This is a genomic window from Butyrivibrio proteoclasticus B316 (assembly GCF_000145035.1).
In the GTDB taxonomy this organism is placed as follows: Bacteria; Bacillota; Clostridia; order Lachnospirales; family Lachnospiraceae; genus Butyrivibrio; species Butyrivibrio proteoclasticus.
Genome location: NC_014389.1, coordinates 1 through 14061, shown reverse-complemented (window position 1 = coordinate 14061; position 14061 = coordinate 1). Strand labels below are relative to the sequence as shown.

The 14061-nt window shown below is 37.6% G+C and carries 20 protein-coding genes; 16 read left to right on the top strand and 4 right to left on the bottom strand.

Annotated features, from left to right (window positions below):
• Positions 1-61: 61 nt before the first annotated feature.
• From BPR_RS20815 to BPR_RS16385, 9 genes are all read left to right on the top strand, one after another.
• Entirely contained in the window at positions 62-235 is a 174-nt protein-coding gene (locus BPR_RS20815) for a hypothetical protein (RefSeq protein ID WP_154649891.1), read from the top strand.
• A gap of 323 nt (positions 236-558) precedes the next feature.
• A complete protein-coding gene (locus BPR_RS16425; protein ID WP_013282609.1) occupies positions 559-975 on the top strand; it encodes a hypothetical protein in 417 nt (138 codons plus the stop codon).
• A 2-nt stretch (positions 976-977) separates the two neighbouring features.
• Positions 978-1628 carry a PilZ domain-containing protein gene (locus BPR_RS16420; protein ID WP_013282608.1) on the top strand — a complete coding sequence of 217 codons (651 nt, stop codon included), beginning with the start codon at positions 978-980 and terminating at the stop codon, positions 1626-1628.
• A 12-nt stretch (positions 1629-1640) separates the two neighbouring features.
• Positions 1641-2222: a hypothetical protein gene (locus tag BPR_RS16415; protein WP_013282607.1), complete on the top strand. Its 582-nt coding sequence runs from the start codon at positions 1641-1643 to the stop codon at positions 2220-2222.
• 768 nt (positions 2223-2990) lie between these two features.
• On the top strand, positions 2991-3206 hold the full coding sequence (locus BPR_RS16410) for a hypothetical protein (protein ID WP_013282606.1): 216 nt from the start codon (positions 2991-2993) through the stop codon (positions 3204-3206).
• Entirely contained in the window at positions 3203-3664 is a 462-nt protein-coding gene (locus tag BPR_RS16405; protein WP_013282605.1) for a type II toxin-antitoxin system VapC family toxin, read from the top strand. Before BPR_RS16410 ends, BPR_RS16405 begins: the two co-directional genes overlap by 4 nt.
• Before the next feature lie 458 nt (positions 3665-4122).
• Complete coding sequence (locus tag BPR_RS16395) at positions 4123-5016, top strand: hypothetical protein (protein ID WP_013282604.1); 894 nt, start codon at positions 4123-4125, stop codon at positions 5014-5016.
• A 52-nt stretch (positions 5017-5068) separates the two neighbouring features.
• Complete coding sequence (locus BPR_RS16390; RefSeq protein ID WP_143754376.1) at positions 5069-5605, top strand: hypothetical protein; 537 nt, start codon at positions 5069-5071, stop codon at positions 5603-5605.
• A 44-nt stretch (positions 5606-5649) separates the two neighbouring features.
• The gene (locus BPR_RS16385) at positions 5650-5856 is read left to right on the top strand and encodes a hypothetical protein (RefSeq protein WP_042258464.1); all 207 of its coding nucleotides are present in this window, start codon (positions 5650-5652) and stop codon (positions 5854-5856) included.
• Between the two features lie 144 nt (positions 5857-6000).
• On the opposite strand, the gene BPR_RS16380 is transcribed toward BPR_RS16385, so the two are convergent.
• Positions 6001-6636 carry a hypothetical protein gene (locus tag BPR_RS16380; protein WP_013282602.1) on the bottom strand — a complete coding sequence of 212 codons (636 nt, stop codon included), beginning with the start codon at positions 6634-6636 and terminating at the stop codon, positions 6001-6003.
• A gap of 140 nt (positions 6637-6776) precedes the next feature.
• Between BPR_RS16380 and BPR_RS16375 the strand changes: the two genes are divergently transcribed.
• From BPR_RS16375 to BPR_RS16345, 7 genes are all read left to right on the top strand, one after another.
• The gene (locus tag BPR_RS16375) at positions 6777-7136 is read left to right on the top strand and encodes a hypothetical protein (protein ID WP_013282601.1); all 360 of its coding nucleotides are present in this window, start codon (positions 6777-6779) and stop codon (positions 7134-7136) included.
• Between the two features lie 80 nt (positions 7137-7216).
• Entirely contained in the window at positions 7217-8356 is a 1140-nt protein-coding gene (locus BPR_RS16370; protein WP_013282600.1) for a hypothetical protein, read from the top strand.
• Positions 8334-8654, top strand: a complete 321-nt coding sequence (locus BPR_RS16365) for a hypothetical protein (RefSeq protein ID WP_042258461.1) — start codon at positions 8334-8336, stop codon at positions 8652-8654. The genes BPR_RS16370 and BPR_RS16365 overlap by 23 nt, the downstream gene beginning before the upstream one ends.
• Positions 8651-9109 (top strand): hypothetical protein, encoded by a 459-nt coding sequence (locus BPR_RS16360; protein WP_013282598.1) that lies wholly within the window; start codon positions 8651-8653, stop codon positions 9107-9109. The genes BPR_RS16365 and BPR_RS16360 overlap by 4 nt, the downstream gene beginning before the upstream one ends.
• Positions 9110-9142: 33 nt before the next feature.
• Positions 9143-10084 (top strand): P-loop NTPase family protein, encoded by a 942-nt coding sequence (locus BPR_RS16355; RefSeq protein WP_013282597.1) that lies wholly within the window; start codon positions 9143-9145, stop codon positions 10082-10084.
• A 117-nt stretch (positions 10085-10201) separates the two neighbouring features.
• On the top strand, positions 10202-11404 hold the full coding sequence (locus BPR_RS16350) for a tyrosine-type recombinase/integrase (RefSeq protein ID WP_207636505.1): 1203 nt from the start codon (positions 10202-10204) through the stop codon (positions 11402-11404).
• 12 nt (positions 11405-11416) lie between these two features.
• Positions 11417-11800 carry a hypothetical protein gene (locus tag BPR_RS16345; protein WP_013282595.1) on the top strand — a complete coding sequence of 128 codons (384 nt, stop codon included), beginning with the start codon at positions 11417-11419 and terminating at the stop codon, positions 11798-11800.
• 8 nt (positions 11801-11808) lie between these two features.
• Here BPR_RS16345 and BPR_RS16340 read toward each other — a convergent pair whose 3' ends face one another.
• The 3 genes from BPR_RS16340 to BPR_RS16330 all read right to left on the bottom strand — a co-directional run bounded on the left by BPR_RS16340 (position 11809) and on the right by BPR_RS16330 (position 14061).
• Positions 11809-12501 (bottom strand): hypothetical protein, encoded by a 693-nt coding sequence (locus BPR_RS16340; RefSeq protein WP_013282594.1) that lies wholly within the window; start codon positions 12499-12501, stop codon positions 11809-11811.
• Between the two features lie 144 nt (positions 12502-12645).
• The gene (locus BPR_RS16335; RefSeq protein ID WP_013282593.1) at positions 12646-12849 is read right to left on the bottom strand and encodes a hypothetical protein; all 204 of its coding nucleotides are present in this window, start codon (positions 12847-12849) and stop codon (positions 12646-12648) included.
• A gap of 21 nt (positions 12850-12870) precedes the next feature.
• Entirely contained in the window at positions 12871-14061 is a 1191-nt protein-coding gene (locus BPR_RS16330; protein ID WP_013282592.1) for a replication initiation protein, read from the bottom strand.

Genomic DNA, 14061 nt, shown 5'->3' with positions numbered 1-14061 from the left:
ATTTATCCATATTATTGCAGGCATATTTAAAGACAGGTCAAATAAGGAGGTGAAAAATAAAATGATCTATTTAATCGATGAGCATAATGTAACTGAAAAACTTACTTATCGAATCGGACAGCTTAGCGAAGCTCTCAGCTCAATACATGCGCGCGGAATGGAAGTTACGCACACTGAAGTAGATATTCAGAACAAAAGCCTTCTGATCCGAATCAGGGTAAGAGAGGTAGCGTGACTTAAGAAATAGAGGTATTAAGCGATGAATATAGCTGTTAGAAAGACAAATTATCAGAATATGGTCTGCGGACAATGCAGAAAGGAACCAGCTGATGTAAGAATAAGCATATGGGGAATGAGTGGTGTAAGCGAACGCAGTATATTGCTTTGCAGAACATGCAACCAAAAGCTCATGCTGGATCTCAACACCCCAGAATAATGAAAAATAAATAACCGGCAGTTGTAACCACAAGCCGGCTATTTTTATATATTGTGCAGAAATTTATAAGTAAATAAAAGGTGGAATAATAATTTCAAAGAATTTAAAAGGAGAGTCAATATATGTTTACAATGGACATGGCAATGCATAGTCAGGAGATAGATATTTCAACAGCAAATCTCATATACAGCACAGGATTTCCTGTACAGGTGGAGAGGCTCGAAGCAGAAGTCAGTATGCGCCTTCAGTATCCTGAAAACAACGTCGAAAAGTGCTCGTTTATAGATCAGCTTTACGATTCACATATCTGGAATGAAAAGCAGGAATTTTATCAGCCCGTAAAATTCTGGGTGGATACAGAAGTTCTTGCTCGTGCAGGTCTTCATATTGCATACACAAATGGAAAAGCACCAGAAATATACCATAATAAATTTGAGAAGATTATGGAGATTGTCAACGCTCTTAAAAAGGAGTATGTGATCACGGATCACTACGTGCAGCATAATATGTTATTCGTCACCACAGCAGCAAAGGAATAAGTATGAATCTTATAACATATATTGATGATATTCCCGCTGAAGGTCATATCAGAATACGGGTATATAAAAACAAAAACTTCATAGTGGATTTTGCATCCCAGGTCACAAAAAGGATTGATGGTGGCATCGTTACTCCTTTGGTATATTTAGACGGCAGGAAAGTCAATTTTTCAGGCTTTGAGGTGGAAATCAAATATCGAGGCGTTGATAACAGGGACTATTATTTTGATATCGATGATATGGATCATGATTATATCCGCGAAAACATTACGTTCATGTCGAGTCAGAAAGCAAGAGTAGAGAACAAGAGAAAAGCTTACAGGTTTGGATGTAATTGTCCTATGACCGTTGATATTGGAGATACTGGTATAAGACTGATTGGTTCATGCGAAAATGTATCTTATGCCGGAGTAGCATTTATCTGTAAGGAAACTGATGTAAAGCTTGAGGCAGGCCAGCCTGTTAAGGTTAACATTATGTCTCCTGACGGACATGTGGAAGCACTTCCTGGCAAGATCGCAAGAATCGTAAAACGTGATGAGTCTGATGTTCTTATTGGAATCGGAACCAAGGTTGAACAGAAAGACTTTGCCAGCCTTATTAGAAATCTGCAGCTCAAGACTCTTAAACTGAAGAACAAAAAGATGGCATAAGAGGATTCGAATATGACATATCAGGAAACCTTCGATTATATCAAGGGGAATAATATTCAGGACATTTTAGATGAAACTGCGGCAGCAGCCTTAATGGACGAATGGAAGAACTGGACCCTTAGTGACGTCTGCATGCATATAGCAAATAATAATAAGAGAAACTATGGCATTTCTCCTGTAGCATTTCATGGTATCGTTGAAGAAGGAGATAAGACATATCTTATTATTGGGGATATGCAAAAGATTCCAATAAGCGATACTCCTGAAAGAATACAAAGCATCAAAGAACATCGGGAGTATATACGCACTGCGATAGCTCTTCATCCGGAAAATGAAAAGGTCATTCTCTTATCTTTTGGGAGCGATAATACTTCAGCCGACGAAGAGATGAAAGATACCGTTATAAAAGATATGATCAAGGCACTTGATATACACACCAAAGGGCGTTTGAAGGTGCTCTTTAAGGAAGCCGTGGACGAATATACCAAATGGCTTAAAGGTTACCAAAAATACGGCGAGCTAAATTTTCGAGTCCAGTGCAACAAGCCTGTTGCGCTGCAAGTGAGAAACCGTGCGGAATGCGCTGATTTATGAGAAAATCACGAATCTGATCCGGCAGCTCGAAAATGAGCAGTCGAAGACATTCTTCAAATCCATTGCAACAAGACAAGTTTTGCACTGGAATTGAAGAACTATAAGTAGTGAACGTTTTTTGTATAATTTGGAAATTCCTAAATTCCATTTATAATATCTGTATAAATAACAATGCTTCTATATTTGTTGTCAATATGATGGGTGGTTGTACTCAATCTGTAGTACCTACCCATAAACCGCTAAAACCCATTGAAAACGAGGCCAACTTGTGCTACTCTATAATTGGAAAAATGTAAAACAAAAACTTGTAAAAACAAAGCCGTAGTAAGATAGACAACAGTGTATCTGACTAGGGCTTTTCGTAACACTAACTTCAAATAAGATAAACTTGCCAAGTCCGCTTAATCTGCTATAATACTCATATCTTTTTTTGATTTTGTATTTTAGCGATCCGGGATTACCGTAAGCAACTTCGTTTATGCGTGTAGCGACAGTAGATAGTCGAATGACGATTCTAACCTGGGCGAAGAATACGGGTTTCATCTTTTAGGTGTCAGATTGGCAGGTTTAAAAGAAAAGAACCGTTCCGTTTTTATCTTGGTACGTTTTAGTCATACTTATAATGTATACTTTTCATGTGAGATAGTAACGGAGAAACAAATGGATACAGGTTGATCGCCTGAAAGTAACTAATCAGTTATCAAGTAGGGCGAGGTTATTCCTTCCCTATTTTGATATAAATATTATTAAGAAAGGAGGAATAGCCAGATGAACGGAGGAATCACTATGGAAGTTTTAAGAACAACAGTGGATGCCGATCTCTTGTCACCAATTATAAGTATTCCTTTTTCTCTGAAAGGGAAAAAGGTTGATGTGACTATCACTGAAGCAAGGAAAAGCATTGTGGATGAGTTATATGGCATTGCTTCTAACTTAGATATGTCTTTGGATGACATCCGTGCAGAAAGGCTACATAACAGATGAAGCTCTTGGTTGATACAAACGTGATTCTTGACTACTTCGAGGGAAGAGCTGGTGGCGAAGCTGCCAAGGAGCTCTTTAAGCTTGCGGAAGACAATAGTCAATATGAATGCCTCACAAGTTCGTCTGTAACAGACGTATTATACTTAGTGACAAAAGCACTGGTAATCAAGAACAAAGAACAACCCGAAGATAAGCGTCGTCCACGAAAAGATGTCGAAGAACAGGCAAGGGATAGTGTTGAGAGTTTTCTTTCAATTATGCACATATTAAACGTATCAGAAGAACATGTGCATAATGCTTTTAAACTAAAGTGGCATGACACAGAGGATGCTCTACAATATGTTGTTGCCAAAGACAATGCTGTTGATGTTATTATCACCAATAACAAGAGTGATTTTGAAGCAAATGATCTCAAGCTTATGACAGCACAAGAGTTCCTTGATAGCCTTCCAGATTAATGACAAAACTGTATTCAGTACAAAAGCGTTCACACAGTGAGCGCTTTTTTGTTGTTCATCTTATAGGGGAATAATCTCGCTATCCATATGATACGGAATCCCCTTGAGTGATACATCATACTTGAGAAGTACAGGTTTGTCCGCTCTTTGGGCAGCTCCTAAATGGAGTCTCATTGTCACCATCCACCCGCCGTCAAATATCATAGTCAGCATGTTCTTCTTAAATGCGCTTGTCGAGTAGTACGCGTCTTTAATATTAGGAGAGTCGTTTTGTATAATCACAAAATGGCTCTTTTAGTTTGCATTTTGGAAAGATAATACCACTGCGCATTAACTGATTCTAATGATAAAATTGATATTTGATTGAAAAAATATTGACGTCAAAGCTTGCGATTGATATAGTGTTGATATAAAATTGAAAAACATCAATTATAAGTCAATTTACGGAGGAGCAGAAAATGGGATTACAAAAATGCAAATATGAAGAAAATGGGGAAGAAAAGTGGTTTGATCATGAAGCTTATGTGGAAAAACTAAAGGAAAGCCACTACAGCGAACTTAAATCGCTTATCAAGCGAGCGATGGGAATAAGGACACAGGTGCAGTTTGCCGCTGATATAGATATGAGCAAGGAATATCTTAACAGAATCCTGAAAAATGGTTCAGACATCATTCCATCAAATAAAATGCTTGAGAACATAAGCGAGAAAACTGCAGATAAAAATGTGACATTAAAAGAGCTTCTTATCGCAGCAGGCAGAACCCCCGCCTGCGAAAGATTAAATGATGAAGCAGAGCCAAGAATTTTAACATTCGATGGCATACAGATCAATGATGTTTACAACTTAAAAAAGAACCTTGTTGAACTATTTATCCAGGAAAGAGGGAAAGACATCAGCATTTCTCCCAGAGAATATGTAAGAAATCTTATGCATAATTTGCTTGATGAATGCCGCTATTCATTTTTTGACTTTGAGTGTTTTGCAAATGAAAGCAAATACGACAGTTCAGGAGACTGGGGGATGGATGTAAAGTTTGGAGCATGTAGGAATGACGATATTGAAAATGTTCTTATGGGACGCATTTCTGCTGCCGTGCGCACCAAATATGAGCCAGACGAGTGGGCAAGAAGCACGGTCACATTTGCACTGTTTTTTAGAGAAAATGAAGATGGCAGCTTACATATTGTAGATACAGACTGGGATATCCCAAAGTGGGCAATGGATCAGCCTGCTCTCGAAAAAATTGAAATAGATAATGCCTATTCATTAAAAGAGTTTCTTTCTGAAGAAAACGAGCCGGTATATACCATAGAACCAGAAATAGAAGTATATGATGGAAATGAGGAGTAAAATGATGCAAAGACCAAACATATCACAAACAAAAATAAGGTGTTCAAAGCACATGGCACAGATGATCATGAAGGCTGAGAATGAGCTCAATGCAGAAGGAGTAAAACAAATGGCTCTTATTAATCTTTCGGGAGCCATAGTTCTTATAGAATCCTTTGGATGGACCAAAGAGAAGATTAAAGAGCTTTTCGATAAGGAAGAAGAATTATTAAAAGAATGCTCCAAGGATCATAACCTGTCCCTGATCAGTATGTTTGATAACGAGTGCGATATCGAGCTTACAAACAGAGAGGGTGTATCATATAAGGACTTTGGATATCTTAATATAGAGAAAGAAAAATGGGAGTATACCGCACCTCAGTGGCTTCAGATGCGGCAAAACCAGAAACAGTGGCTAGGAGCTATGTTTACGGCTGCAATAGGGCTTACACTTCACCGTATGGAAGGCTGGAATGACGAAGATATTGCAAAACTCGTCCAGAAGATGCAGAAGGTTAAAGAAAACTGCAGCTATGACATGAAGAAAATGTCAGAATATGCTAAAGAAAAGGTGAACTTTGACGCAAAAGAGCTTAAGATGGCCGCTTGAATGTGTATTTATGTTTAGCATAAGAATGTATAGGAGAACATAGATTGAGCAGAAAAGTAAACAATGAAAATAAAAGCTTTAGAGGCTCTATTGTCTATTTGACCAGCATGGAGAAAGAGGCACTAAAGCGTGCAATAAACCAATATTTAGAAGATGTTGGGGGCGCTGATAAGAACAGTCCATTCGCTCAATTTTTCCATGAATATGACGAAGGGCCATTATCAAGTGCATATAACAAACTGATAAAGTAAAAGAGACTAGATGACTAAATATTATAACCTGTTATATAATATTGTTATAACGAAAGTAACTTCATGTGAGAAATAGGCGGTTAGCAGAAATGCTGCCGCTTATTTCATTGCAAAAAAATAGCCGGCAAAACCGGCTATTTGTATTTACAGCTTAGATACGTATTCTTTATCATCCGTAATCTCAAAATCATCAGCTATAAGCTTTTTAACAAGCTTTGCATTTGTAATGGATTCCCACTCGGTATTGACCATCTTGTTGCTAATATAAACAGGAATCATCAAAAGAATTGGATATAATGCTCTGATCCAGTTCATAAAAACAGAAAGGTCGAGATAGTTTACATAAACTTCAGGCATAGATATAAGAAAATATATAAACCCTAATACGCCAAGAAGCGATGAGCAAAGAGGAGCTGATAAATATATCTCGTGCTTTAAAAGATGGTGCAGAAATTTTTTAAATGCATTGATGTTACTTGCTTTGGACATTTCAAAGGCAGAGGTTAACAAAAGCACCATTAGCCCCAGGATCACAACAGGAGAATTTTCTGCATAAAGAGCACATGCGACAAATGCAAGTACATATGCTACAAATCTTACAAAAGCTCCCAGAATCCCGAATACAGCAGCTTTTTTCAAATAAATAATCTCCATGTCATGCTTTACTTTTTCTACCATTGAGTCTATGGCAGCGTCAGGCAGCAGAGCCTTATTATCTACATATATAACCGGAGTTTTAATGCCGGTATTTTTAGTCCTTTTTCTATTAAATCTATTCATTTTTATCCTCCAAGTATACAGTCATTAATTTCATGAAATTATTATGTAAGTAATAAATAATTATAAATTTTTTATTTACTCCATAATATGTGTATCGCAAACAGATAGTTAAAACATTGAATTAAAGAAAAGGGCGGAAGATGAAAAAAGAATCATATATAAGTTCCATATATAGGAGCATAGCGATACTTCTGGCATTTACATGCTGCTTTGGCTTGGCCAGCAGAGTCACAATAAGAAATATAACAACCAAGAATTGGAGAGCTCTAAATCAATACAACAATACAACGGTGACATGTCAGGCAATTGAGGAAGCTGTAGTTAATCCTGTAGATGAAAATTTCAGTTTCTATATTGCAAAGAGTAAAAGACAGCTCACTGAACTTACAAGTGACAATGTTCAGATTTTAGCAGACCTTAATGCAGATAATTTTCAGACAACAATTCTTTATGACAAAGCGGACCCATACGGAGTACTGTGCACTCCGATATCCGATTAAGAATATGTTGAGGCGGCATCTGTTGATGTCGTTTTATTTTGGCCCAAATTCAACATAATCTGCTTAAAGGAGGTGCCCAGATGGCAACAAAAAAGACAAACGAACAATTCAAGAAATATAATGCTGAGATCAAGGAAGAAAATAAGCTCTTAAAAGAAGAGATTAGAAGAAGAGGGCCTCTTGCTGGTTTCTTTGAAATGATAAAACAGATCAAGGAAGCTATAAAACAATTCTTCAGTCCAAAGAGAACCTTCGATAAGCTTAATCCTGACCAGGCGCATGGGTTTGATTTAGAGGAGCTTAAGAAGGAAGAAAAAGAAGCTCCTGTTAAAAAAGAGGAAGTAAAGGCATCTCCACAAAGAGAACTTAGTGAGATAGAAAAGACTATTTTGGCATTAGAAGCTGGAAAAGATATGTTTCTTGCCTCAGCAGATAACAAGACCATAGCTCACATTTCCTGCAACAAAGATGGTCTTGTTGCAAAGACCGTTGATGAAAAAGGCGACAGGACAAGCATGGTAAACATTGATGAAAAGAGTCTTATTGATAATCCAGTACTCAAGGAACTCAAAGAGATTTCAGAGCAGGACTACACAAAACAGTTTGTATTCCATACAGCCACACCTGAGAAGATAGAAGAAAAAATCAATGGAGTTCATGATTTTATGGCTCATCCGGTTTTAACTCAGCTTCAGATTGGCAGTGTTGAACTCACAAGAGATCCTGATGGAGAAAATCCACTTCAGTGGCTTATCAAAAAAGATGGCAGGCTCGAACCACTTGATAAGGATGAGTTTAGAGAAAGCCTTTTTGAGAAAGCACATTATGAAGATATCGCAGATGTCGCTTATGACTACAATGAAGAATGGATGATGCAAAAGCTTCTCAATGCAGTCCGCGAGAGCGAGCGAAAGGCTGTCAATATCGGCCCATATGAAGTTACTGAGCTGGGTGGTGAGCTTATGATAATGGATTCTGAAACCAGGGAGACATTCCAGTTAAAGGATGTCCCGGATGTTCTTGACAGATATGCTCTTGAAGGAGAAACCACAGAGGCACTCGAAAAAGGGGTGACCACAGATATCGACCGCCACACTTACGAGGAGAAAACAGAGGAGCATACGTGCGAAGTAAAGGTTGAACAGGGAAATAAGCCATATGACGAAGTGTCTTATGATAGAGACGAGGAAGATGATTATGAGGTTCGTTCATTATATTAAAAATCCAGACAATGCAATAAAAATGCTTAAGGGAGTGAGAGTATTTACTATGCTCCCTTTTGCAGTGCTTTTTCTGGTTTCTTTCTATACCGGTATTGGCGGAGTACAGTTTGCACACTATTCTGCGACAGGGGTAGATGCAGTTATGACAACACTTTTCATCGGATTATATCAGTACCGATGGCTTTTCATATTGTGTGCTGAAACCATGATCATATCCAATATTATTATCGCAAAGCACATGCAGCCAAAAATGCAATTACAGAGGGACACTCTTCAGCCGGAGGTAACAAGATGAACGCCTGCATCACTGAATCAAGCGTAAGAGATGCTATGCTTCTTTTACACGATAACCTTGAATTATCCCATGAGGATATTTCGCAGCTTCTTATAGAGAAGAACATGGCCTGGTCTTTTGAAGAAGCTGTATTAAAATGCACATATCTTGGCACCTGTAAGCAGCTTGATTATATTATAAGCAGCGAGGATGAGGATATCCTTATAGATGGAGAGCCTGCAGACGCGCTCGCTCTTATTGTTAGTATCCAACATAATCCTGATTCATGGGGATATTGCAAGAACTCCGAGATACTGTCAAAATGGCTGGATAAATACGATTCAAATATAAAATGCGGGATCAATATTCCCCTAGATAACAGCAGAGAATATAGCGTAATTGAGCCAAAATTTTATAATGCTCCCGCTGCTCCAAGTTTCTTATTAAAAATATTTAAGATGGTATGTATGCGCTAACAGCTGGAAAAGACCAAATACAGGAGGTTTGCTATGTCGGAAATTCAGGCAGAAGATATTAACTTTCAAACAAGAGTTTACAATGGAAATACAGTCACAATAAATAAGCTTAAAGAAGATCTGAAAGATGGGATCATTATATGGACAACTGGATCCGGAGCCAGTCCCTCTGGTAACAGTCATTATAAATGTGGAATCGAATTCCATGGGCACCTGAAGGTGGTGACGGGAGATGCTGGAACATATACAGCCAACCAGGTTGCTATCCTTGGTGTTACCGAATGTATCGGATGCATAAACAAACCATCACAGGTTTATCTGGTTTCTGCCATGGCGCTAGGACTTAAAAAAGGTCTTAGTGGTATTGGTGCTAATAAAGTTCTAGTACAGGAACTCTTAGGAAAAATTCTTAAAAAGGGTTGCCAGTTAACAGAAGTCCATTATCAGAATGGAGCTGGAAGCATAAAAAGATATCTTAGGGAACAAGCTGCCCCAGATGGCTCAATAAAAAAGACTGTCACAGGAGAAAAGAAGAGAACCGAAGAGAAAAAAGCTCTAAGAACTCTTTCTATAGACGAAATAGGCAAAAAGCCGGTCTGGAATGGCAAGTATTTACGTGTATTAAAAAATGCTGTAAATGAAGGCAAGAATATTGTAATAACCGGAGATCTATCTTCAGGTAAATCAACGCTTTTGATGCTCATGATGAAAATGTGCTCGGAATCAGAACTGCAGTATTCTTGCATAGATGAAATTGAAGCAAAAGAAGATATGGAATTCATGCAAAGAAAGCTCCATACTGGGGCTAAAGCAGTATTTACTACATATAAGAAGGATTTCTTACTTGAAAATATTCCTGATTACCAGGGAATTATCGTAGAGCTTGTTGCAAATCCAAAGCACAAAATGAATATATATGAATGTGCATTTGTAAATAAGGTGTTTTCTTTAAACGTGATCAAAGTGTCCGATTAAGCTTTATTTGATGTCATATATAAAATTTGAGCGTTCTCTGATAAAAGAGGGCGCTTTTATTTTAGAAAAAAGTAAAACAGTTACAGCAAAAGACTATGCCTTGATAAAAATGCCTTTGTGGGTTTTCTATATAGTGAAAGTAGTTCGCTAAATGTTGTATTTAGCGAACTACTTTATTATAATATAAAAAACAAACTACTTTTTGCACCCAAAGGATACCCTTCTGGTGCTACAATATACGTAATGAAGAAAGGAGTTTGTATGGGGAACTTTTCATTTAAGGATGAACAAGAAGCTGTATTTTTAGAACAGCTTGAGTCACAAATAATAAGACTACCTAAATTTGTCCAAGATTATATTGAATCAAGCCGTGATTATCTTAGCGTATCAACGCTTTTACAGTATACATACGATTTTGTGGACTTTTTTACTTTCCTTTCTTCTCGTATTGAGAAATATAAAGACAAACCAATACCCGAATATACATTGGTTGATATGATGCAGCTTTCCTGTGAGGACATGGACGAATGCATGAAATGGTATAAACATCCGGATAAGGATGTATTTAGAAAGCCCAGGACTATAAACCGTTTCCTCTCCACCCTATCTTCCTTATTTACCTTTTATGTTAAAAGAAGGAAGCTTGCAGATAATCCTGTATCTGCAGTAAGAAGGCCAGCGGTCAAAAGAAAAGAGGTAAACAGATTATACGAAGGCGAAAAGAGCCAGTTCTTATCGGCTGTTATGAATGGCACCGGTCTTACCAAAAGGCAGCTTCCATATCATGAACGCCAATGGCTTAGGGATTATACAATCGCCAGGGTCTTTTTATTTACAGGGATTCGAGTTTCAGAGCTTGTCGGCCTTGATATAAGTGATGTAAATCTGCGAGAACACAGCCTCAGAGTTGTAAGAAAAGGCGGTAATATTGAACGCGTATATTTAGATGATGAAACAGATCTGATTCTTAGGGAATATCTGGCCGAACGTGAAGAGATGGAACTTACTGACGATGAAACCGCTCTTTTTATTTCAAGAAAAAAACAAAGAATAGGCGTACGTGCTGTTGAAAAACTAATAAAAAAGTACCAGCAAGCAGGATTACCCTCCCACCCCAATGGTCTTACTCCGCATAGACTGCGCGCAACATTTGCAACAGATCTGTACAGCGCTACCGGAGATATTTATCGAACCAGCAAGGCCATGGGACATAAATCAATAGCGACAACTACTATTTATGCCGAAGTCTCAGATAAACAGAAAAAAGAAGGAAGAAATATTCTTTTATCAAGTTACAGAGATACTGAAGAAAGCGATTAAAGGAGGCGGTCTATGTTCAAACTGTCAAAGGAAATGAAGAAAAGGATTGAAAATACCTATCAGGACGTTCTCATGGGAACTGATGAAGAAGATGCTCTTGCATTTAAAAAGATGCTTTTGTCTGTAGAAAATCTTCCTGATATGCAGTTTGACTACACGTACAAAAGGCAGCGAACAAATATTTTGCTTAAATGGATCCTTGAACCGAACGCATATGACGAAGTAGATATCGGACTCAAATATCATGTAAGATATAAAGGGAAGCTCCACACCGGAATTGTAACGGATGAAGAACTAATAGATGCGGAAGAACTTGATGAAGTCCTGGCTAGGACATACCTTGAATTTATTATGGATGGTATAGATAGTGATCTTGCAATGGCAGAAACACTTTGACACACATCTCATAAAATATAAGAGAAACAGTCCTCTTTGTTGTAAAGATGCAGATGTCCATTTTCTACAAGCAGCACTCTCTCACCAGCTGTGCAGCAAGATAAAATATTTTCAGTTGTTCTTCCTGTAAGCTCTGCAATGAAAGTAGCGGTCTGCATATCACAAATAGACGTCGCAACAATATTGTCATAACAACATGGAAGGTCTCGCTGTTTCCATATGGATTCAAGCTGCTCTGATGATTGAAATGTCCAGATATTATTTCTTAAGTTATGAAGTGCTATTATTCTGCCAAGTGTTTTATAAAACTGCGGAGCATTAACGATTAAACTGATAAACCCGTCATGGCCCGTTGAAAACTTATCAGCCCAAAAATTAGAGATGACCTGCTCCATATCAGAGAGTACCTCATCAATTTTTATATTAGGTTCAAACCCCGTCTTTATATAAAAAACATCGCCCGGCAAGAAAGTGCCATCTTCTCTTGCTTTGCTGCATGTAAGCCCAGGTTTTCCCTTCTGTATGGAAAATATGGTTGCGCCATCTGGAATAATATCTTCATACACACCCGAACAGTCAAAAACTATTGACACATCATCTTTATAACGAGTTTTCTGGTCATTTAATATACCCTTTAACAGAAATTTGCTCAATGTTCCAATTCCGTTTCCTGTTGTTCCTAAAATAAAAGTATCTGCCATAAAATACTCCATTACAAAATAATAAATCGGCACTCTTCTGCTTCTATTGCGCAGGATATAAAATTAATAACCAGTTCAGAAGTATACCGGATCATAAACATTATACTCTCTCATTCACTACTAATTGCTAAAATGCCCGGAGTTTTAAGAAAACTGGTCTTCCAGGATGAGCTCATCAAAATTCTTACCTCTTACTACCACGCATTCCTTATTTTCTTCTGCAATTCCAAGCCCATCAACAAGTTCTCCAAAATATTCCGACTCCATATTCACACACAGATAATTGCATCCCATAGTCTCGTTGGAATAGCAGTAATCGCATTCCGAACAGTTATAAATCTTATTCATAAGTCCTCCGTTAATAAGGTACTAATTATCCAATAGCTGTTTTTCAAGAAGCTCGAAATTTTCATTTGTATTTTGTTCAAACCTGTTAAATGCATTTTTAGGTACTTTTGTTATTTTCTTAAGCGATTCTACGCTATATTCATTTGATATTGCAGACTTCATAAAAGCAATAGGGATATCAATGCTGCTGTTGTAGCTATGCATATATTCATATGCGTTAAGAATCTTAGTTTTATCAAAGTCCGCATGTTTGCATATTTCACGAATCTCTGCCAATTTAAAATCACAATGCATTACTTCATATAAATCATCTAGGATAGCATCCTTGTCCTTATCGGATAAGACTGGTTTTACCGATTCTTTACCAGTAGGCTTATTATCTGCTTTTGAAACCCAAAAGTTTATTCCAACTTTAAGCCTGCCCACCTTATGTCCTTCGTATTTTACCCTAAGGTTTGTCTTTTTGTTTAGCTCATCAACAGCCTTCTTGATTACAGACTTATTAAAGTCCTTGTATTCAACATACTTGTTATCGCCGCTTTTATTTAACCTTTCTGTGATCATCTCATAATCCGGATATTCCTTGGCTAATTCTTTTGCAACTACCCTGTCACCCCTTGCCGTTACAATTCCAAGCCTTAGCTTTAAGTCCATATTATGAAAGTAAAATAGATGTTCCCCATTGTCTTTGGTGCGTGCGCACTCAAGGTCATAAGCACTCTTTAAGATCTCATGAAGCTTTAATGTATGAACCGATTTAATAGACATCGTTTCGGAAAGGCTCAGTATTGTATAGTTGGTTTTTAAGTCTATGATTTTATCTGTAAGTTTGTTGTTATATCTAAGCTTTAGCGTTCCGTCTTTAAACTCTGCATCGGTTACTACCTGTCTTGCAACAAGTGAGTCTTTATCCGGATCTTTTTCTAGGATTTGCCAATCAAAGATTGTAGCCCCAGTGCTGGACATGCTTTTATCACAAGCTTCTTCTATATGTGTATATAGACTGCCAGAATCAGATTTAAAAGCTGCTCTTAGTTCCTTGCCTGCTATCGTAGCAACAACACTATGGGTTTCATCAACGGTAACATGAAGCATTCCAAGTGCAAAGAGTTTTTGACTTAGTATAGTACCCTTTCCCTTGGCATTTATAAGTTCGTTGGATTTTTTATAGTCCCTATTTTTTATTAGTGAAAGTTCACTACTTTTTTTCAT

Bases quoted from the DNA above. Each gene is read 5' to 3' on its own strand.
- BPR_RS20815 (WP_154649891.1), top strand. From the start codon at position 62: ATGATCTATTTAATCGATGAGCATAATGTAACTGAAAAACTTACTTAT.
- BPR_RS16425 (WP_013282609.1), top strand. From the start codon at position 559: ATGTTTACAATGGACATGGCAATGCATAGTCAGGAGATAGATATTTCA.
- BPR_RS16420 (WP_013282608.1), top strand. From the start codon at position 978: ATGAATCTTATAACATATATTGATGATATTCCCGCTGAAGGTCATATC.
- BPR_RS16415 (WP_013282607.1), top strand. From the start codon at position 1,641: ATGACATATCAGGAAACCTTCGATTATATCAAGGGGAATAATATTCAG.
- BPR_RS16410 (WP_013282606.1), top strand. From the start codon at position 2,991: ATGAACGGAGGAATCACTATGGAAGTTTTAAGAACAACAGTGGATGCC.
- BPR_RS16405 (WP_013282605.1), top strand. From the start codon at position 3,203: ATGAAGCTCTTGGTTGATACAAACGTGATTCTTGACTACTTCGAGGGA.
- BPR_RS16395 (WP_013282604.1), top strand. From the start codon at position 4,123: ATGGGATTACAAAAATGCAAATATGAAGAAAATGGGGAAGAAAAGTGG.
- BPR_RS16390 (WP_143754376.1), top strand. From the start codon at position 5,069: ATGGCACAGATGATCATGAAGGCTGAGAATGAGCTCAATGCAGAAGGA.
- BPR_RS16380 (WP_013282602.1), bottom strand. From the start codon at position 6,636: ATGAATAGATTTAATAGAAAAAGGACTAAAAATACCGGCATTAAAACT.
- BPR_RS16375 (WP_013282601.1), top strand. From the start codon at position 6,777: ATGAAAAAAGAATCATATATAAGTTCCATATATAGGAGCATAGCGATA.
- BPR_RS16370 (WP_013282600.1), top strand. From the start codon at position 7,217: ATGGCAACAAAAAAGACAAACGAACAATTCAAGAAATATAATGCTGAG.
- BPR_RS16365 (WP_042258461.1), top strand. From the start codon at position 8,334: ATGAGGTTCGTTCATTATATTAAAAATCCAGACAATGCAATAAAAATG.
- BPR_RS16360 (WP_013282598.1), top strand. From the start codon at position 8,651: ATGAACGCCTGCATCACTGAATCAAGCGTAAGAGATGCTATGCTTCTT.
- BPR_RS16355 (WP_013282597.1), top strand. From the start codon at position 9,143: ATGTCGGAAATTCAGGCAGAAGATATTAACTTTCAAACAAGAGTTTAC.
- BPR_RS16345 (WP_013282595.1), top strand. From the start codon at position 11,417: ATGTTCAAACTGTCAAAGGAAATGAAGAAAAGGATTGAAAATACCTAT.
- BPR_RS16340 (WP_013282594.1), bottom strand. From the start codon at position 12,501: ATGGCAGATACTTTTATTTTAGGAACAACAGGAAACGGAATTGGAACA.
- BPR_RS16335 (WP_013282593.1), bottom strand. From the start codon at position 12,849: ATGAATAAGATTTATAACTGTTCGGAATGCGATTACTGCTATTCCAAC.
- BPR_RS16330 (WP_013282592.1), bottom strand. From the start codon at position 14,061: ATGAAAAAAAGTAGTGAACTTTCACTAATAAAAAATAGGGACTATAAA.